We start from the raw sequence: 23,356 nt of genomic DNA, 5'->3' as shown, positions 1-23,356 counted from the left end.
AGGTTTAACGGTTTCGATTGTACTCACTGTTTCGTGAACTCGGTGCTGAGCCAATGCCCATGAGTTTGTTGCTTAGGTCTGAATCTTCGCGAGTCTGGCGCGGATACGCATTTTCGCGTTGCCAGTTTCTCTCAAATTGTTGTTCATTTTGCTGCCGAACTCTTTCCTCTTCTCTTCGTAGGGATGGGTTAACGCCCGCTCGTTCATTGAATGCCAGCCGGATTGCTTCTCGCATGGGTCGATTCTTGCCTCCCATGCTCGCTCGTTTCAAAGGAGTGATGCCTTGTAGATTCGACTGATGAATGTTAGCTCCAACCTGTAACAACTTCCAAATCGTCTGTACATCTTGATCAGACTCCACTCGGTCTACCAGAAAATTTAGTAAGGTATTGCCACCGCGATCGAGGGCATCCGCATAGGGTAGGAGTTCCAAAATTTCTTCAGGAGTTAGAAACTTGAGTTCATGGAAATGGATTTGATTGAGCATGTCTGGAGTGAGCTTTTGCTGTTTCGCAATCATTGAGCGAAACACACCTGCATCTGAATTTGCCACAGCTCTCTGAAAGACTTCTGAGAGATTGACATAAGTACTAACATCTCCTTCTGTAAGGCTCTGCACCAGATTGAGCCAGCCTCGTTGGCTTGCAGTTTGAATCAGAGTTTCGATGAGTTGTTGCTTCTGATCTTTAATCTGCGATCTCCGACTGATGTGTTCTACAAACAGTTGAGCATTGGCTTCAGAATTGATGTAATAGATCGCGGTTTTGCCTTTTTTATCTTTCAGGCTGATATCGATCTGATTCAGCGCGAGAATTGCTTTCAGCGCTTCTGGCTTGCGTTGTGCAGCCTCATGAAGGGGAGTTTGACCTTGATGATCGCGATACTGCAAGTTGCCGCCTTTTGCGACGATTTGTTGGATTGAGTCAGCTTCTCCTAAAGCGATCGCTTGATAGATCAAAGTTCTTCCTTCAATGTCTGTCGCATTTGGGTCTCCACCTTTACTTAAATACTCTTTGATGGATAAATCTCGATGATCGATAGAAGTATAAGCAGATTGAGTGAGTCCAACTTTATTGATAATTGCGTAGCGATAGTGATCGGTAACGACTAAAGCAATGAGCGTTAAGGCACTCATTGCCCCGATTCCGATGGAGAGCTTTGAAGATTGTTTGGGTGGAGGTTGGAGTTGAGCGATCGCGATTTCTGCTGATGCAAACCGATCTTTCGGCGCGGGTTCTAAAATCTTTTCTAACCAATCTGCGAAGTGCGGTGAGAGTTGAAGTTGCGATCGAAACTCAATTCTCAACTTTTGAACAGGTAAATCGGCAGGCGATCGACGAGTTAGTAAAAAGAGTAATGTTGTGCCTAAACCGTATAAATCAGTTGCCGCAACGACTTGACCACGAAACTGTTCAGGAGCCATATAGCCGTAAGTTCCGACGACTGTACTACCCTGCATGAATGTATTGTGATACGTACTTCCAACTGAGCCAAAATCAACTAGAAAAATTTGACCATCAGCGCGACGAATTAGATTTTGCGGCTTGATATCGCGATGAAAGACAGGTGGATTCAGGGTGTGGAGATAATTGAGAATCTCTAAGACTTGTAGCGCGATCGCTCGAATCTCTGCTTCTGTCCCGTGCCAACCTTGCTGTACCCAATCAAAAAGAGATTTGCCCTTGGCGAGTTCTTGAACGATGTAGAAATTGCGGTCACGCTCAGTCTCGACGACGAAATACTCTAAATATTTGGGAATGTTCGGATGATTGAACTGCTGAAGAATCTCAGCTTCACGTTCAAATAATTCGATGGTTTTCCAGTTAACGGCTTGTCGTAAAACAAGCGTTTTTAAGGCAACTTGTTTCTGTGTCGTCTGATCCTTTGCCAGATAGGTGATACCTGTGTTGCCTTCACCCAAGCGTCCCAAGATTTGATAACGCCGCTGAATAATATCACCAGACTGATGAACCATAGCAGAAAATTCTGGAGCATGATGTGAAATGTCACTCTCCAGAATTCCCGATTTTGCTGCTATTTACCCAATACAGAGGTCATAGCACGTCCAATATTGTGTGGTTGCATCGCGTCGATCGCAGCCGTTGGCTCATATCCGCAGTGCACCATACAGTCTGCACAATTTGGATTGCCGCTCTTGCGACCGTACTGGCTCCAGTCCGTCTTATCCAATAGCTCTTGGAAGGTTTTGTAATAGCCATCATTCAAGAGATAGCAAGGCTTCTGCCAACCCAAAACGCTATAGCTCGGACTACCCCAAGGCGTGCATTCATAATCCTTCTCGCCCATGAGAAAGTCTAGGAACAGTGGATTATGGCTAAAGTTCCACTTCTTCCCTTTTTTCATCGGTGCCAGGATTTGACGGAACAGAATATGCGTCTGTTCACGCTTCAAGAAATGGTCTTGATCAGGTGCCCATTCGTAGCTGTAGCCTGGAGAAATCTGCATTCCATCGACTCCCAGTTCGGTGAGAAAATCGAAGAATTCGTGCATTTCTTCAGGATTGGCACCCTCGAAGATGGTGGTGTTGGTATTGACCTGGAAGCCGCGTGCCTTCGCCGCTTTAATCGCTTTGACAGCCGTATCGAATACGCCTTTGCGATCGACGCACTGATCATGCCAATCGCGCATCCCATCGAGATGCACCATAAAGGTGAAATAGGGCGAGGGCTTGAACTTGTCGAGGCTCTTTTCGAGCAGGATGCCGTTGGTGCAGAGATAAATGAATTTTTTACGATCGATTAATCCCTGAACAATTTCCCCAATTTGAGGATGCAGAAGCGGTTCACCACCTGGGATCGAAACCACAGGCGCGCCACATTCTTCCGCTGCTCGGAAACAGTCTTCCGGGGAAAGATTTTGTTTGAGAATTTCAACGGGATGCTGAATTTTTCCACAGCCCGTGCAAGCGAGATTGCACCGGAACAATGGCTCTAGCATCAAAACCAAGGGAAATCGTTTTCGACCTAGTAAACGTTGTTTGACTAGGTAAGAGCCGATTCCGACGACTTGCTGTATTGGGACTCCCATCGCTATCTCCTCACTCGGTTTGAATTAAATTCTCTTGAAACCAGTCTACGGCATCTTTCAAAGCGATGTGAATGTGCGTTTGGGGAAGCCCCAACTCACGAATTGCTTTACTTGCATCGTAGTACATTGGCTGTTTGGACATTCTCACTCCATCGACTGGGATTGAAGGTTTTTTCCCAAATTTCGTGAGAATCGTTTCGTCAATCCAGGCGACAGACAGCGGAATCCAGACCGGAATCGATCGAGCCGGGGCACTCAGTCCGGTAATCTGACTTAATTCATCAAGCAATTGTTTCAAACTCAGATTTTGATTGCCGAGAATATACCGTTCTCCAGATTTGCCTTTCTGCAAGGCGAGCAAATGCCCCCAAGCGACATCTTGGACATGTACAAAGTTGAGTCCTGTTTCGACATAAGTTGGCATTCGACGCTCTAAAAATCTCACGACAATATCGCCTGTCGGAGTTGGTTTGATGTCATAAGCTCCGATCGGCGTACTAGGATTCACAATCACAATATCTTGACCCGATCGTGCTGCTTTGACAGCTTCTTGTTCTGCCCAATACTTGGATTGTTTGTAATCTCCAATCAGTTTCTCGACTGGAGATTGATACTGTTCAGTCGTCGGTTGACCACTGGGATCAATGCCGATCGCGGCGACAGAACTGGTATAAACCGATCGCTCAATTCCCGCTGCTTTTGCTGCGGCTAGAACATTTCGAGTGCCCAGGACATTACTTTGATAAAGCAAATCGCGATCGCGCTGCCACAGTGAGTAATGCGCTGCCACATGAAATAAACAATCGCACCCTTGCATCGATCGAGCTAAATCTGGATCGTTCAAGTCTCCTGATATGAGTTCAATCTCCAAGCCGTTGAGGTTATCTAATCGGGCATTCGGGCGAGCAAGTGCTTTGACCTCGTAGCCTTGTTGCAGCAGTAATCGGACAAGATTTGCGCCGACAAAGCCTGTGCCTCCAGTGACAAATGCTTTCATCGTTTTTTAGGTTTGAGATCATCGAGCAGAGTGTACACGACGGGTACAACGAACAAACTGAGTAATGTGGATGTAACTAAGCCACCCGCGATCGCAACTGCCATGGGAGAGCGGAGTTCTGATCCGGCACCAAGTCCAAGCGCGATCGGAACCATACCTAAAATCGTTGATGCAGTTGTCATCATGATCGGTCGCAGTCGAATCGGGCCAGCTTTGAGAATGGCTTCACTGCGATCGAGTCCTTCTCGCCGCAATTGATTGATGTAATCAACGATCAAGATGGCATTTTTATTTGTAATCCCGAGCAGAAATACAAAACCAATCAGCGAGATCATGCCAAAATCGCTTTGAGTGATGAGCAGCGCGAGCATTGCTCCAACGAGTGCAAGTGGCAGAGAAAGCGTAACGACGATTGGGTCGAGCAAGCTTTTGAACAGTAATACGAGAACGATCGCAATGCAGAGTGCGGAGAGTCCCAACGTTCTACCAAAACTGTTAAAGATCTCACGGCTGCTTGCCGAATCTCCCCCTAAGTCGAGTGTGACATTTGCAGGTAAAACAGTTTTAGATTCATTGACTAATTTTTCAGTTGCATCACCCAAGGATAGACCTTTACCCAAGTTTGCACTGACATACACGACTCGCTGTCCGTCGCGTCTGTCGATCTGCTGAGTGCCGTTGCGATTGCTACTCCCGCTGAGCGTCACATCTGCAATGCCTGGAATGGTCTGTACGCGATTTTTCAAGTCGTTTCCAGCTTTCTCTAGCGTTGCTAAATCTTCCCCTTTTAGCGAGGCTTGCAGTGGTTTCTGGCTGCCTGCTTCGACAAAGGGAATGTCTTCAACGCTGGTAGTTACTCCGGAAATTTCCGGCAAGCGCGATCGCAGTTGATCCTGAAGCGTCGCGGTTGGCGTAGAGTGTCCGGGTTTTAGCTTGACGTAGATCAAGCCTTTATTCGGTTCGCCTTCACGCGATCCCACGGTTGTAAACACAGTTTGAACCTCGGGAGCAGTTCTCACGGAGTCTTCAAGCTGTTTTGCAACATTGAGCGAATCTTGCAATGGATTAATTTGGGGAATCTGTCCGCCTGCTGCTAAGGTTGCTGCAATCTCTTCTTGAGATGGGATTTTCGGTAAGGGAGCCGTGTATCGAACGTTAAATTCTCCGCGATCGAGCTTCGGAATAAATCCTTGCGGAATCATCGGAATGATGGCAATCCCTGCTGCAAAACTGGCAAGCGCAATCCCCACGACGATCGCTCGATGGCGTAATGACCACTGGAGTAATTTGCGGTAGTTATCAGTAAACCAAAAACCAACTCTGTCAAAGCGTCCCGAATGCTGGCGATTTGATTTTCTCAGCATGTAAATCGACATCACAGGCGATAATGTCCGTGCGACTAACAGCGACATGATCATCGCGGCTGAAACTGTGATTCCGAAGGGTTTAAAGAACTGCCCAATCACGCCTTCCATGAATCCAATCGGCAGAAACACGGCGACGGCTGTAAACGTGGCAGCGGTCACAGTTAAACCGACTTCACTGGTTGCTTTGAGGGCTGCTTGTCTGGGAGATTCCCCCTCTTCGATATGTCGGCTGATGTTTTCGACATCGACGATCGCATCATCGACTACACTTCCAATCACAAGCGCCAATGCCAGCAGGGTGATGGTTTCGAGATTAAATCCAAAAAATGCCATCACGATCGCAGTGCCGAGAAGCGAAATCGGAATGGCAAGGGCTGAAATTAAGGTTGCCTGCCAACTCCGAAGAAATGGATAAATTACAATCACCGATAAGGCGATCGCTTCAATCAACGCCTCGATCGTTGAATGGGTTGCGTTCTGAATATATTCGGCTTGCGTGGATGCCAGTGTAATTTTCACATTGCTGAGATTTTTTCGCAGTGTGTCAATCTCTTGCTCAACTGTGTTTACGACTTCGAGCGTGTTTGCATCTCCGCGTTTCACCACTTGAATCGCGATCGCATCTTTGCCGTTAAATCGCGTCAAGGTTGCTCCACGTTCGTTGCCGCCTGCACCGAGCGTATTTACTTTCAGCACACCCGCGATTTTTTCTAAGGGCGGAACGATCTGGCTGGTTGTCAGTTGAGTCAGGTCTTGGAGATTTCGCGAATCGCTTTCGATCGCATAGCTGATCGCTGCGGTTTCATTCAAATTCAAGGCGATGACTTTGAATTGAGTCTCTTTCGGCAGCGTTACCGATTTCATTGTGTCTTCAACGGTTTGACGCGCTTGGTCTAAACTCGTCCCCACTTCAAACGATAAGCTGACAGCCGTTTGATTGGGAAACGTTGAAGATCGCAGGTCATTCACGCCTTTCAGCGATTGCATGGCTTGTTCGATCGGTTGTGTGACTTGCCGCTCGGTTTCGGAAGTTGCCGTTAATGGAGCTTCTGCACTGACCACAACGACGGGAAAGGTGATGTCGGGAAAGAGCGCATATTTTAATGAACTCAGGGCAAAAAATCCGGCGACTGTGATGGTCAGCCAGAAGGAGATGCTTAACCACGGCATCGCGATCGCGATCCGGGAAATGTTGAAACGCTCCCGTGAAGTCGGTTTGGGCAAATTCATAAACTAGGTAAGGCTAAAAAGAACGTTGAGGGGATGTTAAGGTTGCTTGAGTAAATTCATCCAGTTTTTCAATGGTTCCGGTGATTCTCGTCCCCCAAGGTGCTGAATATCAGGCTGTGTCTCAAGGCGCAAGCGATGCGATTCAAGTTGTTGCAATCCCGGCTGGAATTGCGGTTGCTGATTTTCTCGATCGCACTTCGATTCCGGATCATTCGGCACTCCTCGTCATGGGTTTATGTGGCAGTTTATCCTCTCAAGTTGGAATTGGCGAACTGGCACTTTATCATTCTTGTGTCAACTTCTCAGGAGAAGAAATCGCGTGCGATCGCTCACTGACTCAACGACTGCAAAATCATTTTAGAGTTGCCTCTGCGCGGGGATTAACGAGCGATCGTGTAATTTGCTCTGTGGCAGAAAAGCGAGCGTTAGGCGAAACGTATCAAGCGGATGTGGTCGATATGGAAGGATTCGCGATCGCGCAACGATACTCAGTTGCGATGTTGCGCGTGGTCAGTGATGATCTGCAATTTGATATGCCAGATTTGAGTGATGCGATCGTGGATGGCAAGATTCAAGGGCTGCGGATGGCAAAGGCGATGGTGAAAAAGCCGATCGCGGCGAGTCGATTGATTCGGGGATCGCTGGCGGCATTGCAGCGATTGCGGCAAATTGCGGCTGAGATAGAGACTTTTGGATGTTGATTGCAAACGACAGATACAGGGGAACGATCGTAATTTGCGACATTACAATGGATAGAGCGTAGCGAGCGTGATTCCAGAAGCGAAGGAGAGTAGCATGGACGCAATTTCAATTCTTGTAGAAAATGAGCCGAATGGGTTTCGTGCTAGTGTTTTGGGGCTGCCTGACTGTCATGCTGAAGGTGTTACCCGTGAAGATGCGTTAGCCAAGATACAGGAGGTTTTGCGGGTGCGTCTGGCATCTGCGGAAATTGTGACACTTCCCCTGAGTTCTCCAGCTTTGACGAAGTTGACTGGAATCTTTAAGGACGATCCACAGTGGGATGAGTTTCAAGCAGCAATGGCTTCTTATCGGCAAGAGATGGATAGTGAATTGGAGGCTGAGTATCGTCAGTTGGATAAGTCTGATGCGCGGCTGAACCAAGGAAACTCGGCTGCATGAGGTTGTGGGTACTGGATACGGATCATCTGTCGTTATGGCAACGTGAACATCCGCAAGTGAGCCAGCAAATCGCGAAACGAGGCATGAATGCGATCGCAATTACAATTATTACGGCGGAGGAGCAACTGCGAGGTCGATTGGATGTGATTCGGCGATCTGAATCTGGAATGTCGCGGGTGTTGGCTTATGCTAGGTTTCGCGAGACATTGTTTTTTCTAGGGCAGATTCGACATTTATTGGAGTTCACATCAGAAGCTGAGGATTGCTATTCTGAGTTGAAGCGGCAAAGGGTTCGGATTGGTGCTCAAGATTTGCGGATTGCGGCGATCGCATTATCTATCGATGCAGTAGTTGTTACTCGAAACAGACGTGATTTTGAGAAAATTCCAGGTTTGACGATCGAAGACTGGACAATCAATAAAGTGGAATAAACGACCCCATCTGCCTGAGCGGTAGGTAGGTCTATGCGATCGCACATTTAGGGAAAAGGACGATCGCTGTTTTCAAACAGCTCGATCGAGTCTATTCATTCGGAAGCCGTTCGAGGTCTTGGCGCACAATGTCACTCCGGTAATGATCTCCAAACTCCATATATCTTTCTAACGCCTGCTGATAGTTTGCTCTTGCATCCCTGTGCTGTGCTTCTGCTTCTGCAAGTGAACCCAAGTTGTGGTATGTAAGGGCTTGGGAGTAGCGGTCGTTGAATTCGATTTTGATTTGGAGTGCCTGCTGATAGTAGAGTTTTGCTTCCTCAAACTCACGCAATTCCTGCGCTACGATTCCTAATTGGTGGTACGTGCGAGCTTGGGAGTAGTGGTCGTTGAATTCGTTGAAGATTTGGAGTGCCTGCTGATAGTAGAGTTTTGCTTCCTCGAACTCGCGCAACTCCTGTGCTACGATTCCTAACTGGTGGTACGTGCTGGCTTGAGAGTAGCGGTCGTTGAATTCGATTTTGATTTGGAGTGCTTGCTGATAGTAGAGTTTTGCTTCCTCAAACTCACGCAATCTCTGTGCTACGATTCCTAACTGGTGGTACGTGCTGGCTTGAGAGTAGCGGTCATTGAATTCGATTTTGATTTGGAGTGCCTGCTGATAGTAGAGTTTTGCTTCCTCAAACTCACGCAATTCCTCCGCTACGATGCCTAATTGATGGTACGTGTGGGCTTGGGAGTAGCGGTCGTTGAATTCGTTGAAGATTTGGAGGGCTTGCTGATAGTAGAGTTTTGCCTCCTCAAACTCGCGCAACTCCTGCGCTACGATGCCTAATTGACCATATGTGCAGGCTTGGGAGTGGCGGTCGTTGAATTCGTTGAAGATTTGGAGTGCTTGCTGATAGTAGAGTTTTGCCTTCTCAAACTCGCGCAATTTCTGCGCCATGATGCCTAAATTATGGTACGTGCTGGCTTGGCTGTAGCGATCGTTTCGGGCTTCATTGATTGCTAAGCTTTGAGCATAGAATGCTCTTGCTTGCTCAAAATTTCGCTGTGCTAATGCCACATCTCCCAAATCTGCAAGCACTATTGCAACCTGTTTAGATTGATTCAGTGAACGCGCAATCTCAAGTGCTTTTTCGTAAGCCGCAACTGCATTCTCAAACTCCCGTAATTGTCCATAGGCGTTTCCTAGTTTACGATGCAAACTCTGAATCAGGATTGGATCAGGACTTGCTTCTATAATCTTCAAGCCCTCTAGCAAGTAATCCCTTGCCTTGTCTGCCTGTTTCTGAGTGAGATAGGCTGAGCCAATTTTGTAATAGACCTCGCAGCACAGTCGCATATCCATTGATGAAGTCGGTTTCCCAGACGGACACAGCTCCATCAAAAGCTGCTTGAGTTGTTCAATCTGAGCCTCATTCTCAGTCGAGGCAATACGAGGCAACGGCTGTTCAAACGCCCCGACTTTCAACTGTTCTAGACTTTGTGCCGAAGTCTTAAAGGTAAAAGAGCCAGACTTCCAAGCCCAAAAATCAGGAGCATACTTGCTCACGCGAGTAATTGCATAACTGGGTAACACAAAAAGCAAGGGATACGGCACACTCTGACGGTAGGCATCTCGAACAAAATTCAAATCCTGCAAAATCAGCGGATACTCGCCCACCCCATCCGTCCCGATCACACCCTCCAACCCCTGAATCAGCACCACCAGTTTTTGCTGCGTCTGAACTCGCTTCAGACGTTGGATCAAAGCATCTCGCAGAAATCGTAAATCGCGCTCCTGAGAAAAATCCATCACTTCCAGTCGCACCTCCGACTCCGAAAGATGCGATCGTAATGCTTCTACTAACGTTGCTTTATCCCGTTCTTGATTAATTTCAATAAACCCGATCGTCAGCCCCTCTGCAAAATCAATAAACGTCAGAAGTTCCGCAAACTCTTGCTGATTTTGCTCTAGAAACTGTTCTACAGTGCGATCGCGATTAGTCTGCTCCAGCATTTTGAGTCAGAAGCTCCCGAAGGGCAGTTTGGAACAAAGCACTCTGGCGCACCGCTGGATTCGGGTAATTCCAACGATCGAGTCCGTTGTACTCCAACACCGACGTATTAAACAGCATTAACTGTCCAGTCTCATCTTTGGTCACGTTTTTCGTCAGACACACTTTTGCAAGCAAAGGATAATGCTCATCCCGGACAAATCGTTCAAAATGAAATTGCTGCTGCTTGATCGCATACTCTACATCCTCAGCTTGAATCTTGGCATGTTTACGAGTACTTGCCGTCTGACAAGCACTCCGCACCATCTGCATCAACTGCCGCACATGTCCCCCACTTGCCTTCGCCAATGCTAAAACCTCTTGCTCCGACTCAAACAAAAGCTCAGTATCGACTCGTTTCTCAATGATTTGCTGCAACTGCTTTAGCCCTTCAGCATCATAGTCAAGCTCACAGCGCTCGCGTACGAGTTGATAGGTTCGCACCATCGAAACAACATGAGGCTCACCAAATGTATTGACGATATTTTTTGAAGAACACAAGACAGAAATCGGAACCGTATAAATAATCGTACAATTCAGCTCTTGAAGCTGAGCCGCATAATCAAAAAATAAATGATTGCCAACCTCAGGCGGAACACGATCGAGATTATCGAAAATTACGAGAAAGCCTTTGGAATATTGAGACTTAATTTTCTGATAAGCGTCTTGGAGCAACAAATTAATATCTGCTTTCAGCCGAGAAATATCTCGCTGTAACGTCTGCCGAATCACAGTTTTTTGTTTATCCGCACCCTTAATCTGAGCTAAAAGCTTCACAAGCAATTTTGCAATAAACGGAGCGCCACTTCCCAGACTTGCTTCACTTTCTACACTGACCGAGCTTTCAACCGTTTGCTCGTTTTCCTTTGTGACATCCTTAAACCAATCTTCAAATCCCTTGAGCAGCCTTTTATCAAAGCTCAGCCCCATTTCTCGTAAGGCAAATTCGACTTGCTTAATCACAACAAGATAGAAGTCAGTATACTCAGCATCATTAATATCGGTTTCGTCGTTTGCTTCTAAATAAATCACCCGATAGTCTTGCTCCCATTGGTGGCAAATTCGCTTCAGCTCAGTACTTTTGCCACAACCCCGATGACCTGTAAATAGAATCGTGCAAAACTCTCCTGGGTATTGAGAGTCCAAAACGAAATTGACCCCTTCGATCGCTTCAGTCTTACGCACAGACGACAAATCGACATAGTATCGCTCTAATCCTGCACCAGAAAGAGGATCAATATTGCAAAGCCGAAAAGCTTCTTTTAGAGTCTTAGCGCGATAATCATCCATAGGTCTTGGAATACAGGGTCAAGTCTAATTCGGCTCCCACTTTATCAGTTTACATTCCCCCTTCAAAGTGAGAACTTCCCGCTCAGAATTCACATCCGCTGCATCTAACCCCCAATAATTTAGAATAGTATCGATGTATTTATCTCATCGCTCATGCCCGATCCCGTTCCCCAATGGCAAATCCATCAAGCTGAGATTCCAGACGCATTCGTTCAGGCTGTGAAGCAGCAAGCTCCAGGAATTGAGGGACGCTACTTGCCGCAATTGCTCTGGCAGCGAGGCATTCGAGATATCGACCAATTAGCCGGATTTCTAAATGCCGCCAATTATCAGCCCATGAGTTCGGTTGAGTTTGGTCAAGAAATGCAGTGGGCAGTGCAGCGGTTGGTGCACGCGATCGAACGAGAAGAAGCGATCGCAATTTGGGGCGATTTTGATGCAGATGGGGTCACTTCGACGGCAGTACTGTGGGACGGATTAGGACAGTTCTTTCCTCAAAATCAAAAGCTGTTTTACTACATTCCCAATCGCTTTACTGAATCACACGGACTCTCGAAGATCGGAATTGATCAGCTCAAGCATGTTCAGGTCATCGTGACTTGCGATACGGGCAGTACAAATTTAGATGAGATTCAATATGCTCAGAGTCTCGGAATTGATGTGATCGTGACCGATCATCATACCTTGCCAGAATCCCGTCCGCCTGTGATTGCGATCGTCAATCCCCGCTCCCTCGAAAAAGACCATCCCTTTGCTTCACTGTCTGGCGTTGCAGTCGCGTATAAGCTCGTTGAAGCGATGTATGAGGCTTTACCCAATGTGCCAGAAAAGCCGATTGAGAACTTACTCGATTTAGTCGCGATCGGCTTAATTGCAGATTTAGTCGAACTCAAAGGAGATTGCCGTTATCTCGCTCAAAAAGGAATCGAGCAGCTTCAGAAACAATCCACCAAAACAGCAACTCGTCCAGGCATTACCAGATTGTTAGAACTCTGTAAGCGATCGGGCGATCGACCCACTGATATTTCTTTTGGATTAGGGCCTCGAATCAATGCAGTCAGCCGGATTCAAGGCGATGCACACTTCTGTGTCGAGCTATTGACCAGCCAAGATGTCCAACGCTGTAAAGAGCTAGCGGACGAAACAGAACTGGCAAACACTCGCCGCAAAGCTCTGCAAAAAGATGTCTTACAGCAAGCAAAAGCAAAACTCGCACAACTGGATCTCTCAACGACGGGTGTAATTGTGCTGTGGGATGAACAATGGAGTGGCGGGGTTCTGGGATTAGTTGCAGGTCAGATTGCTCAAGAATATGGCAAACCAACGATTTTACTAACAGTAGATGAGGAATTTGCTCGTGGCTCGGCTCGATCGACAAATCAAATCGATCTCTATCAGCTCGTCAAAGATCAGGCTCATCTCTTACATCGCTTTGGTGGACATCCATTTGCCGCCGGATTGAGTTTAGCGATCGACAATCTCCCTCTATTTGCCCAAGCAATCAATCAGCGATTACTCCAACAAAGTGATCCCCCTACTCCAACGATTCAAGCGGATCTTTGCGTCACGGTGAGCGAACTCAATCTCGAACTCTACAAAGAACTGCGGTTGATTGAACCTTGTGGAATGGGGAATCCAATTCCAAAACTATTGATCCAAAACTGCTGGTTTCAAGCGGGTAGAAATACCAAAATTCAAGACCTCTACGGACGCAAAGTTGAATACATTCGCACCCCGTTTATGATTTGCGATGAATCAGCCGCACAAGGCTTTCCGGGCATATGGTGGGGGCATTATGCCTATGAACTTCCAACCGGACGCTGTGATGCCATTGTGGAACTTGAGAACAATACTTTTCGCAAGCGATACGAAGTTCGATTAGTTGCAGTGCGATCGTGCGAAGAAATCAAACCGACTCAAACGCAATGGCTTTTAGATTGGAGAACTCAACGCACTGAAGAAAAAGCAATTGAGCTAAAAACTGTTCCGACCAGTTGGAATGAATTAAAAATCTGGTACAGACGAGCTTTGACTGAACAATGCCCTTTAGCGATCGCATATCTTCCCCCAACCTTGCTTCCTGCTGCTGAGATCTGGCAAACCTTCGTGGGCATTGCAAAATATCTCAGTCGCACCGGAAAAACTGCGACTCGGCAGCAATTGTACGATCGATTGATGATTGGTGATATTGCATTAAAAGCTGGAATTCAAACCTTAGAATCACTTGGCTTTCATGTCACGTATTCAGATCAGGGCTTCAGCTTCAGCTTCAAGGAACAGGCAGCTTCTAATCTGATGCTTGAACCTTTTTTCGCTGCGATTCGAGAAGAACAATTCTATCGACAGTACTTTGCCCAAGTTCCATTGACTACGATTCAAGCGATCGTAGGACATTAACGACGATCGCGAACCGAGAACTAGATGCTGTCGCTGTGCCAGGTAGCACAGAAGTTAGAGGATGTTTCAAAGGTATCAACCGTTTCCTCGCTCCGTTCTAGCTCGCCCCGGATTGGAAATCCAGGGACGGGTGAGTGCGATGAACGATACGTTTCAAACATCCTCTTAGGAAGGTTTAAATATCGCTAACTTCCAGTTACTCGGCTCCTCTAACTGATTTAACTGCCCTTTTGAGATGACCCATAACGTTGTTCGAGTTCTAAATAGCCCGAAAACTTTGCGATCGCCTTTGGAGGTCGGAGTCGATCGGGTCACAGTCCCACAATAAGGATTTGAACCCTTGAGCGTGACCACAAAAAACTGGTTCGCTTCGTAGCCCTCAGGAATTTTGAAAGTGGCAAAAACATTGTGTCGCCCCTGCCAAGGTTCAACCACAACTTTTTCTGGATGAATCAAATTCTCTGAAGTTTCAGTTTGCGATAGCACCCAATCTGGGCAACCAGAAGCAACACTGGGTCTGCGCGATTCCAGTTTTTCCGCCCCCAATATCACGATCGGCAAACTCATCAAGGCAATTAAGATTAAACCAGCCCGCTTAGTCAACATCCTTACACTTGGTTAGAAATATCACGTGAATCTAGGGTAGATCATTCATCTTCAGTTTGACAAAAATCACTGCAATTGCCTTTGAGCAAACCATTCTGTTACTCCATCTGCCAGGGTCGCTGCAAGTCTCTTTTGTTCTACGGGGTTCGTGATCCACTCAAATTCATCGGGATTAATCATGAATCCCAGTTCTAAAAGCACAGTCGGCGCGACGGTGGGGCGAGTCAGAGCAAGATTGTTCCAGTACACACCATAAGAAGGTCGATCGAGCTTTTTCACTAGATAGTCATGCAAGAATACGGCTAAATCATGAGCCTGAGGCTGATACCAGAAGGTGGCAACGCCTTTTGTATTGATGGCATCACCATCATCTGGCAGCGCATTGTAATGAATCGAAAGCGCGATCGTTGGTTCAGTCTCATTGATTTGCTTCACTCGCGGAGCTAAATCGAGATCAATATCTGCCTCACGAGTCATCACGACTCTTGCACCTCGCTTGACCAATTCCTCGCGCAGCAATTTGCTGGTGATTAAGGCAACTTCTTTCTCTGGATATCCGGTTCCCCCTCTTGAACCTAAATCTTCGCTGCCACCATGTCCTGGATCAAGAAGAATTTTCATACCAGACAACGAATTCTTCCGCATTCGTGGCGGGTGCTTCAGCGATAACACTAATGTTGTGCCTTCATATCGCAATTTATAACCCCACTGTTGATTCGATTTGAGATTGAAGCGATATTCGATCTTTTCAGGTGCAACTTGTTGCCAATCTAATCGAGCGATCGCGGGATCAGTACTTAATCGAATCGTATCGGTTTGCGCTGTTGTGTTGTAAAGCGTCAGAATGAACCGATTTTGATCTTGAGCAACCGTAATCGGTACAGGAATTTGCAGCGGAAAACGGACTTCTGTCCAATCTTTCACAGTTCGAGATGTGATGCCACGAATCAGCGATCGTACTGGAGTAGCTCCCGGAATGATTTTGACATCGCTCGATCGAATCCATCCCCCATACTCCAATCGCAACCAATCGCCTTCGCGCGCGGTAATTGTTGCTCTTGTTCCTCTCGGCAAGGGCGTTAAGCGAGAAAAATCTGTACTGGCTCCGGTTCTTGCAGTTCCTTGCTCAGCGGTTACTTCTGCGATTTCTAATCGAGCCGGATCGAGGATCGAAATTTTTCCAGGCGCTTCTTGACTCACATTGCCCAACAGATAAGTGACTTTTCCTAAATCTCCGCTCGTTTTCGGAGTCACACAGCCTGCGTATTGAGTCGATTGCGTTGGGGTTGGTTCAGTTAACCCGGTCAACACACCCGAATTGGCAGGCAATGTTGCGATCGCACTTTGCGCTATCAACGGCAACATCTGATCTGCAACTTTGACATTGACGATCGAATTGGGAGGTGCGATCGCGCTGAGACAAATCGCTTCTCCCGGCAGTCGAGCTACATCGACCGTAGGAGTCAGCGAGCCTTCTGCAAACGATTGTCCAACTGGAGCAGGTGGCTGATTCGATTTGCGCGTGACTTTAATCTGCAGTTCCTCTTCCCCATAGCGAACCGAGAACTGATTCTCGCCCATTTGCAGAGGAAAACTGGGCGCAAAATGTCCTCCACGACTACGCTGAATGCGTTTGCCATTGACAAGCACTTCTCCTTGAGGGGGAGCCGAACCGATGAGAAAGATTTGTTTTGCGATCGTTTCATGTTCGCCCGGTGGATACACCACAGTTAAGGCAGGCTTTGACCAAGCGATCGAAATCGTCAAAATCACAGTCAAGATGGCTAACACTAACGCGCTGAGAAATCGCTTCATTGCTGCTGGAACCGAAATAAGGCATACCGTATCACATCCCGCCTTCGTTGACGTGAGAGTTTAGCTCACAGTTGCCGAATTCCTTGAGAAACTCCGGATATTCTCCCCCTGGGCGATCGCAGTTGTGGCAGAATAGACCGGATAAGTTTTGGTAGATATCGGCACAGAGCATTATGACGAAATTTGTATTCGTTACGGGTGGCGTTGTTTCTAGCATTGGGAAAGGGATTGTAGCCGCGAGTCTCGGACGATTACTCAAGTCGCGGGATTACTCAGTGTCGATTCTCAAGCTTGATCCCTATATCAATGTTGACCCTGGGACAATGAGTCCGTTTCAGCACGGCGAAGTATTTGTGACCGAAGATGGCGCAGAAACGGATCTCGATTTGGGTCACTATGAGCGGTTTACCGATACCTCAATGTCAAGGCTCAATAGCGTGACAACGGGATCGATTTATCAAGCAGTGATTAATAAAGAGCGTCGAGGCGACTACAACGGTGGCACGGTCCAGGTGATCCCGCACATCACAAATGAGATCAAAGAGCGAATTCTAAGAGTCGCTCAAAATACGAATCCTGATGTTGTGATCACTGAAATTGGCGGAACGGTTGGGGACATTGAATCGCTGCCGTTCTTAGAAGCGATTCGCCAGTTTCGTAAAGAAGTAGGACGGCAAAACGTCATGTATATGCACGTCACGCTGATTCCTTGGATTCCAGCTGCGGGTGAAATGAAGACGAAGCCGACTCAGCATTCGGTCAAAGAACTGCGATCGATTGGGATTCAGCCCGATATTCTGGTTTGCCGCAGCGATCGCGCAGTACCATCTGGCATGAAAGAGAAAATGTCAGAATTCTGTGATGTCCCTGTCGAATGCGTGATTACGTGTCAGGATGCGCGCAGCATTTATGAAGTGCCGCTGCGATTGGAAAAAGAAGGACTGGCAACTCAAGCGATCGATTTACTCAACCTCGAACAGCGTCAGCCTAATCTCAGCCAATGGCAGACGCTCGTTGAGCGCCTGTACCAACCAACTCAAACGCTGGAAATTGCGATCGTTGGGAAATATGTGCGCTTATCAGATGCGTATCTCTCGGTTGTCGAAGCCCTCAAACACGCTGGAATTGCGACCGGAAGCGCGCTGAATCTTCGCTGGATCAATTCAGAAGAAATCGAAGAAAAAGGAGCCGCACACTATCTCGCGGATGTCGATGGCATTGTAGTTCCCGGCGGATTTGGAATTCGCGGGGTCGATGGAAAAATTGCCGCGATCGCGTATGCCCGTGAGCATCAGATTCCGTTCTTAGGCTTGTGTCTGGGAATGCAGTGCTCGGTGATTGAATGGGCACGAAACGTGGCTCATCTGGAAAATGCTCATAGTGCAGAATTTGTTCCAGAGGCAAAGAATGCCGTCATTAACTTACTGCCTGAGCAGCAAGATGTGGTCGATTTGGGTGGAACCATGCGGTTAGGGCTGTATCCCTGCCGTCTGACTCCGAATACGCTCACGTTGGCGCTGTATGGAGAAGAAGTGATCTACGAACGGCATCGGCATCGCTATGAATTTAACAATGCGTACCGGAATCTATTTTTAGAGTCTGGTTATGTGGTGAGTGGAACTTCGCCGGATGGTCGATTGGTTGAGATCATTGAGCTTCCAGGGCATCCATTCTTTATTGCAACGCAGTTCCATCCAGAGTTTCAATCTCGTCCAAGTAGCCCTCATCCGTTGTTTAAGGGATTTGTGCAAGCGGCACTCAGCCGAGAAACTGAACTCTCGCAGAATAAAGTTGCAATTGAGGCGTAGAGCGCCTTTTTACACGTTTAACCCTTGACGATTAGCCTAACGAACCCGATTCGTTAGGCTAAATCTTATCTTCTGCTAGCTCGCCTGTCCCCAAGCGACATAAGGCAAATTCGCCGCTGTTGCCCGAATCTGTTCTGCCTGTGCGACTAACTGCCCACACGCATCCCAAGTTCCACAAGTCAGCATTTGTCGCGCTCCTTCTGGCATCGAAATCGCGCCTGTAAACTCACCGTATCGCACCTGCATTTGATCCAAATCTACCGTCACCTGAAGCTGCGGATTCTCTGCTAACAAGGCTTGAAGCTGGCTAGTGACACCCGGCTCAGCCGTCACACAAGGAATCCCGATCGCAACACAATTGCCAAAAAAGATCTCAGCAAAGCTCTCACCTACGATCGCGCTAATTCCCCACTTAGCGATCGCTTGCGGCGCATGTTCCCGACTCGATCCGCAACCGAAATTTCCATTGACGACTAAAACTTTTGCACCTTGATACTGCGGCAAATCAAACGGATGCTGACCATTTAACTGTTTGCGATCGTCCGCAAAAACTTGCGCTCCCAATCCATCAAACGTCACACAGCGCAAAAAACGAGCCGGAATAATGCGATCGGTATCAATATCATTGCCTACCAATGGAATACCGCCACCTGCGATCGTTCTAACTTCGCTCACCATACTGTCTTACCTTGCAATGAGTCTTAGCTATTGTCGCATTTTTTGACTAAGCAAAGACAGTTCACTCCTTCTTTGAGGTAGTGGTATTCAATCTCCCATTGATGCTGATCGCGCAACTTCTTGAACAAAGTGCCGCCCCAATGCTCGCTATGCTCTAACGGATTCGGATAATCTTGTTCAACTCGATTGAGCAGGCGCTCTAAATCAAACGGTGAACCTTGATCCCAAATTCTAATCTCTAGGCGGTCGAAGTACAATCCGGCTTCTAATTGAATGATCGTATGTAATGGTAGATTCGTATGTGCATGGCGTACTGCATTCGTAAAGCCTTCTACTAAAGCAATCTGACCTTGAAGCCAAGCGGCTTGAGAAAGCGGCGGCAGTCGGAATTGTTCAAACCAGTGAAGAATTTGAGAAATCGCAGTTAAATCACTTTGCATCATCAATCGATCGAAGTAAATCACACCTCCCATCGGTTCTTTAAAGTTCGTCATTGCTGATACCTGTTCAAGATTAAAACGCACTATCTTTCTTCAGTAGAACAGCTACTGTTTTCAATAGCAGGTGTAAATCATATTTCAAACTCCAGCGTTGCTGATAGCGTAGATCAAGCTGAATCACTTCCTCAAAGTTGCGGATCTGAGATCGACCATGCACTTGCCACTCGCCTGTAATTCCAGGTTTCACATCCAGTCGTTGCCAATTCGGAACTTCATAGCGCTCAACCTCTTCGGGCAAGGGTGGACGAGTCCCTACTAAGCTCATTTCACCCCGCAGCACATTCCAGAACTGTGGGAACTCATCTAAACTTGTTTTTCGCAAAAACTGCCCAACTCTAGTAATTCTCGGATCGTTCGCATTCTTGAAAAATGCGCCTTCATTCTCATTTTGGACTTGAGATTTTAACTGTTCTGCATCAGTAACCATCGAGCGAAACTTCCAGACTCGAAAGTGCCGTCCCAAATGTCCACAGCGAGTTTGAGAAAATAAAACGTCACCCGGACTGTCTAGCTTAATCGCGATCGCAATCGGCACAAATAAAAGGGCTGTAATCGTCAGCCCAACCAGTGCTCCAGCAATATCCATGAGTCGTTTGATCCGAGACTGAATCGACGGATGCATTGATTCAACCGCAGGCTGAATTGGTGCAGGGTCTGAGGAAACGGTGCCAGGCTCGATTGTAAATAGTCGATCGAGATCTGCTAAAGCAAAAATTGCTAAAATCTCAGGCCGGACGCTCCAAAGTGCTAACTCAATCTGACGACTTTTTGCTGCTTTAAGACACATGACTAAAGCACCGATCGCACTACTATCCATAAAAGTAGTCTGATCAAGATCGAGAACTAGCTTGGTTATATACGAATTTGCTTCAATCAATTCCCGATATTTTGCTCGGAACGCTACTGCTTCTATAACAGTTAGCATCGATGGAAGTTGGATGAGATAAGTACTATCCGTTTTAGTAATGGCAAACTCAATCGGAGAATACTGTTGAACCATATTGACCTCAGAGACTAAGCGGCGGACTTAGAATATTGATGTACCCGATTAGTAAAATCTTCTGCGAATCAGCATCCAGCTAATAACAGAGTGCCTATTTTGAAGAAATTGTGAACACGCTAATGACTCATTCCTCATCACGTATTTCGCACGGTATCAGGCAAGAAATCGCCCTCAACTGCTGAATTTGAGCGATTTTTGAAGTTTTTCAATTGATCTGGATTTACACCTACACGATACTGGCGATTTCTTCAGTCGATAGATGTTGAAATTACTGAATCATGACGAGATTGTGCGCGAAATGTGAAAGTAAAAATCTGGAATTTTACATAAGCAGCTTCTTGAAAAATCAGGGCTATATTACCTAGGGGTTCCCGTCGGATAAAGTAACAATTAGGTCAATTGGTCATCGTCTATGAGTCTCCCTATAAAAGTTATTCAGCTAAGTGGCATTCTGAGTCATCTCCAAGCAAAGCAGTTTAGACAAAACATCGCAAAGCTCATCGAAGCAGGTGCGATCGAGGTTTTGATCGATTTTGAGCAAGTGACTTTTATGGACAGTGCTGGATTAGGTGCGCTGGTCAGTGTGCTGAAGCTCGTAAATGGAGCAGATGGAACCGTATCACTCTGCTCGGTTCGACAAGAGGTGAGGATGCTGCTGGAATTAGCAGATGTTGCTCAGTTTTTTGAAATTTTTCCTGATCGAGAAGCGTTTTATCAGACCAAAGCAAACTGTTCCGCAATCTGAAACTCCGGGTTTTTGAGAACTTGGAGTTCTTGTCTTACTTCAATTTGATCTGAAGTAACGAGCAATCGTCATCAAAATCTTTGCGATCGGTGAGATGTTGAACGTTCTGAATAATCGCTGCTGAGTTGTCGATCGAGTCTGAGCGGTGACACTGATTCACGACATCAATAAAGCTATTGAGATTCCAGATTTCGCCATTCGGCTGCATGAATTCATAGATGCCATCACTAAAAAGGTAGAGAGTACTTTCTTGCTCTACTCTGAAGAATTGAGTTTTGTACTTAGTGTCTGGAAACATCCCGATCGGAGTTCCGGGTGTTCTGAGACGATGGACTTGATGATGAGGAGATTGCCCAGACAGCACCAGTGCAGGAGGATGCCCTGCACTCGCGTACATCAGAAGTTGCTTGGAATAGTTGTAGACTCCATACCAGATTGTGAAATAGCGCTCCGGTGTGTCAGCGTCCCAATTGTCTGCTTGCCCGGAAGCAAAAGCTTCGTTTAAGGCAGTCAGCACTAATCCGGGTTGATAGAAGTTAGTTCCAGGTAAGATTTGAGCGCGGAGAATATTCTGGATCGACACAGACACCAATGCGGCTCCTAAGCCATGTCCAGAGACATCCAGTAAGTACATTGCTAGAAAATCAGCATCGAGCCAATGATAGTCAAAGCAGTCTCCGCCAAGCTGTCGAGACGGAAGAAACTGCGATCGCGTCATGACCTTATCATTCATCGGCGTGGGTAAGAGCGATCTCACATAGTCCGCTGCTTCAGCAATTTCTGACTCTAAGCGCTCTTGCTGAACTTTTAATGCTTGAGTGAGTCTCCGCTGTTCTTGAAATGCCTGGTAAACGCGCAGCCCTGCGCGTAATCTAGCACTGAGTTCACTGATCTGGAACGGCTTTGAGAGAAAATCATTGGCTCCTTGATCGAGAGCTTTAATGTGATGTTCTGCTGATGGCTGAGCATTGAGTAGAACAACATAAATATCCGACCAATTTGGATCAGCTTTTAAGGCTCGACAGACTGAAACCCCATCAATTCCGGGTAAATCCCAGTTGCAGAGAATCAGTGCAGGACAAATCGAGGAAATGAGTGTTAACCCTTCTTCTCCACTGGTTGCCTCAAAGACTTCATAACCTTGATTTTGCAGAAGTTTTTTTAGAAGTTTACGGATTAATTGATCATTGTCAATCACTAGGATTCGGAACATATGAAAACTCAGCGGGGCGCTTCTCTTAATGCCTAGAATGCCCGAACCTAGTTCGACTTAAGCATGAGATGTGACATTGCATTCATGCGCGCGCCCGCTGATATTTTTGGCTGGAGTAATACTTTCGGCGAGTACTAGCCTAAATCGGATTTTGACCGATATTTTCGCCACATACCTAAGCCCATGACAATCATTCCAGGGAGAAGGGCGGGAGAAGGAACTGTAGCTGCGGAAGCTCTAGCACCTCGCATCTGTGCGATCGCAAATCCATTTGCTGTCTCCGGAGCACTAATCTGAATCGACTGAATTGGATCAAGCGGATCATCGGAGTAAAAGCCGAAATACTGTGCCCCTGCGTTGCCATTGATCGACTGAGCTAGGACATCAGAAACAGTCCCACTTTGGGCGATCGCAGAAATCGTAAACGAATCCAATACGTTCGGCTCAGCATAAAAATCAAACGCGATGAGATTGGGTAACTTCAGGTTGAGCGTTGTGGTGTTATAGGCCGCATAAACTTCGCCCTGATAGCCATTACTCCAAGTGAGCCAATCTGTTGCTTGATTGGGGCCGATGGGTCGCTTAACAACACTGGGGCTAAATTCAATGTCACCGAGTGGTGAACTGATCTTGTCTAAATAAACTCCAAAGGCTTCTGCACCATTTGGGATTGAAACGAGATTGAGTCCTAAATTGGCTAGGGTATCTGTTCCATTGATCCAATTACCAGAATTATTGACCGTGACAATCGCGGCATGGGCAGGTGCGATCGTGCTTAAACTTGCAGCCGCCGTGAGAAACAGGGCAAATCCGCCTTTCTGAAGCGAGGTAGCCATTTCAACGTACTCCATGTGAGGTGGACGATAGGCTGCCCCTGATGAAGCTCAAGAGATTCGGAAATCGAATCGGATAAAAAATAGACAGAGCGTGAAGGTTGTATAAAGTTAAAGTGTTGGTAGACACGGTGCCTTAATTATTCTGCCGGAATTCCGGGATTGTACGGAGCGCTTTACAAAAAATTCATATAATTTCAGTGAAGCAACCTGGAG

General features: G+C 46.9%; 19 protein-coding genes. 6 read left to right on the top strand and 13 right to left on the bottom strand.

Annotation, left to right across the window (positions count from 1 at the left end):
- Nucleotides 1-4: 4 nt before the first annotated feature.
- Genes ACMUEV_RS25250 through ACMUEV_RS25235 form a run of 4 tightly spaced genes read right to left on the bottom strand, consistent with a single transcriptional unit; the run spans nucleotide 5 to nucleotide 6,642 of the window.
- Nucleotides 5-1,975 carry a protein kinase domain-containing protein gene (locus ACMUEV_RS25250; protein ID WP_190647124.1) on the bottom strand — a complete coding sequence of 657 codons (1,971 nt, stop codon included), beginning with the start codon at nucleotides 1,973-1,975 and terminating at the stop codon, nucleotides 5-7.
- A gap of 59 nt (nucleotides 1,976-2,034) precedes the next feature.
- Entirely contained in the window at nucleotides 2,035-3,048 is a 1,014-nt protein-coding gene (gene hpnH / locus ACMUEV_RS25245; RefSeq protein WP_017286333.1) for an adenosyl-hopene transferase HpnH, read from the bottom strand.
- 10 nt (nucleotides 3,049-3,058) lie between these two features.
- Complete coding sequence (gene hpnA / locus ACMUEV_RS25240; RefSeq protein WP_190647125.1) at nucleotides 3,059-4,045, bottom strand: hopanoid-associated sugar epimerase; 987 nt, start codon at nucleotides 4,043-4,045, stop codon at nucleotides 3,059-3,061.
- The gene (locus ACMUEV_RS25235; RefSeq protein WP_190647126.1) at nucleotides 4,042-6,642 is read right to left on the bottom strand and encodes an efflux RND transporter permease subunit; all 2,601 of its coding nucleotides are present in this window, start codon (nucleotides 6,640-6,642) and stop codon (nucleotides 4,042-4,044) included. The genes hpnA and ACMUEV_RS25235 overlap by 4 nt, the downstream gene beginning before the upstream one ends.
- Nucleotides 6,643-6,713: 71 nt before the next feature.
- Here ACMUEV_RS25235 and ACMUEV_RS25230 point away from each other — a divergent pair, with 71 nt between their 5' ends.
- The 3 genes from ACMUEV_RS25230 to ACMUEV_RS25220 all read left to right on the top strand — a co-directional run bounded on the left by ACMUEV_RS25230 (nucleotide 6,714) and on the right by ACMUEV_RS25220 (nucleotide 8,213).
- Nucleotides 6,714-7,343 carry a phosphorylase gene (locus ACMUEV_RS25230; RefSeq protein ID WP_190647127.1) on the top strand — a complete coding sequence of 210 codons (630 nt, stop codon included), beginning with the start codon at nucleotides 6,714-6,716 and terminating at the stop codon, nucleotides 7,341-7,343.
- A gap of 94 nt (nucleotides 7,344-7,437) precedes the next feature.
- Nucleotides 7,438-7,782 carry a type II toxin-antitoxin system HicB family antitoxin gene (locus ACMUEV_RS25225; RefSeq protein WP_190647128.1) on the top strand — a complete coding sequence of 115 codons (345 nt, stop codon included), beginning with the start codon at nucleotides 7,438-7,440 and terminating at the stop codon, nucleotides 7,780-7,782.
- Nucleotides 7,779-8,213 carry a type II toxin-antitoxin system VapC family toxin gene (locus ACMUEV_RS25220; protein WP_190647129.1) on the top strand — a complete coding sequence of 145 codons (435 nt, stop codon included), beginning with the start codon at nucleotides 7,779-7,781 and terminating at the stop codon, nucleotides 8,211-8,213. The genes ACMUEV_RS25225 and ACMUEV_RS25220 overlap by 4 nt, the downstream gene beginning before the upstream one ends.
- A 91-nt stretch (nucleotides 8,214-8,304) precedes the next feature.
- Here ACMUEV_RS25220 and ACMUEV_RS25215 read toward each other — a convergent pair whose 3' ends face one another.
- Both ACMUEV_RS25215 and ACMUEV_RS25210 read right to left on the bottom strand, forming a co-directional pair.
- A complete protein-coding gene (locus ACMUEV_RS25215) occupies nucleotides 8,305-10,215 on the bottom strand; it encodes a tetratricopeptide repeat protein (protein WP_190647130.1) in 1,911 nt (636 codons plus the stop codon).
- Nucleotides 10,199-11,542 carry a P-loop NTPase fold protein gene (locus tag ACMUEV_RS25210; protein WP_190647131.1) on the bottom strand — a complete coding sequence of 448 codons (1,344 nt, stop codon included), beginning with the start codon at nucleotides 11,540-11,542 and terminating at the stop codon, nucleotides 10,199-10,201. Before ACMUEV_RS25210 ends, ACMUEV_RS25215 begins: the two co-directional genes overlap by 17 nt.
- A 153-nt stretch (nucleotides 11,543-11,695) precedes the next feature.
- Here ACMUEV_RS25210 and recJ point away from each other — a divergent pair, with 153 nt between their 5' ends.
- Nucleotides 11,696-13,939 (top strand): single-stranded-DNA-specific exonuclease RecJ, encoded by a 2,244-nt coding sequence (recJ, locus tag ACMUEV_RS25205; protein WP_190647132.1) that lies wholly within the window; start codon nucleotides 11,696-11,698, stop codon nucleotides 13,937-13,939.
- 165 nt (nucleotides 13,940-14,104) lie between these two features.
- On the opposite strand, the gene ACMUEV_RS25200 is transcribed toward recJ, so the two are convergent.
- Nucleotides 14,105-14,545, bottom strand: a complete 441-nt coding sequence (locus ACMUEV_RS25200; protein WP_017286344.1) for a hypothetical protein — start codon at nucleotides 14,543-14,545, stop codon at nucleotides 14,105-14,107.
- 66 nt (nucleotides 14,546-14,611) lie between these two features.
- A complete protein-coding gene (locus tag ACMUEV_RS25195) occupies nucleotides 14,612-16,360 on the bottom strand; it encodes an N-acetylmuramoyl-L-alanine amidase (protein WP_190647133.1) in 1,749 nt (582 codons plus the stop codon).
- A gap of 173 nt (nucleotides 16,361-16,533) precedes the next feature.
- On the opposite strand from ACMUEV_RS25195, the gene ACMUEV_RS25190 reads away from it, so the two are divergent.
- Nucleotides 16,534-18,168: a CTP synthase gene (locus tag ACMUEV_RS25190; RefSeq protein ID WP_190647134.1), complete on the top strand. Its 1,635-nt coding sequence runs from the start codon at nucleotides 16,534-16,536 to the stop codon at nucleotides 18,166-18,168.
- Nucleotides 18,169-18,243: 75 nt separating this feature from the next.
- On the opposite strand, the gene leuD is transcribed toward ACMUEV_RS25190, so the two are convergent.
- The 3 genes from leuD to ACMUEV_RS25175 are packed head-to-tail and all read right to left on the bottom strand — an operon-like array spanning nucleotide 18,244 to nucleotide 20,346.
- On the bottom strand, nucleotides 18,244-18,846 hold the full coding sequence (gene leuD / locus ACMUEV_RS25185; RefSeq protein WP_190647135.1) for a 3-isopropylmalate dehydratase small subunit: 603 nt from the start codon (nucleotides 18,844-18,846) through the stop codon (nucleotides 18,244-18,246).
- A gap of 23 nt (nucleotides 18,847-18,869) precedes the next feature.
- Nucleotides 18,870-19,340, bottom strand: coding sequence for an ATP-binding protein (locus ACMUEV_RS25180; RefSeq protein WP_190647136.1), 471 nt, complete (start codon nucleotides 19,338-19,340; stop codon nucleotides 18,870-18,872).
- Nucleotides 19,341-19,359: 19 nt separating this feature from the next.
- Entirely contained in the window at nucleotides 19,360-20,346 is a 987-nt protein-coding gene (locus ACMUEV_RS25175; protein WP_190647137.1) for an exopolysaccharide biosynthesis polyprenyl glycosylphosphotransferase, read from the bottom strand.
- 415 nt (nucleotides 20,347-20,761) lie between these two features.
- Between ACMUEV_RS25175 and ACMUEV_RS25170 the strand changes: the two genes are divergently transcribed.
- Entirely contained in the window at nucleotides 20,762-21,094 is a 333-nt protein-coding gene (locus ACMUEV_RS25170) for an STAS domain-containing protein (protein WP_190647138.1), read from the top strand.
- A gap of 34 nt (nucleotides 21,095-21,128) precedes the next feature.
- Here the strand turns inward: ACMUEV_RS25170 and ACMUEV_RS25165 are convergent, their stop codons facing one another.
- Nucleotides 21,129-22,307 carry a SpoIIE family protein phosphatase gene (locus tag ACMUEV_RS25165; protein ID WP_190647139.1) on the bottom strand — a complete coding sequence of 393 codons (1,179 nt, stop codon included), beginning with the start codon at nucleotides 22,305-22,307 and terminating at the stop codon, nucleotides 21,129-21,131.
- Between the two features lie 134 nt (nucleotides 22,308-22,441).
- On the bottom strand, nucleotides 22,442-23,143 hold the full coding sequence (locus tag ACMUEV_RS25160) for a PEP-CTERM sorting domain-containing protein (RefSeq protein WP_190647140.1): 702 nt from the start codon (nucleotides 23,141-23,143) through the stop codon (nucleotides 22,442-22,444).
- Nucleotides 23,144-23,356: the final 213 nt, after the last annotated feature.

This window comes from Leptolyngbya sp. FACHB-1624 (assembly GCF_047649235.1).
GTDB lineage: Bacteria > Cyanobacteriota > Cyanobacteriia > Leptolyngbyales > Leptolyngbyaceae > Leptolyngbya > Leptolyngbya boryana.
This window is presented reverse-complemented; position numbering and strand designations above follow the sequence as displayed.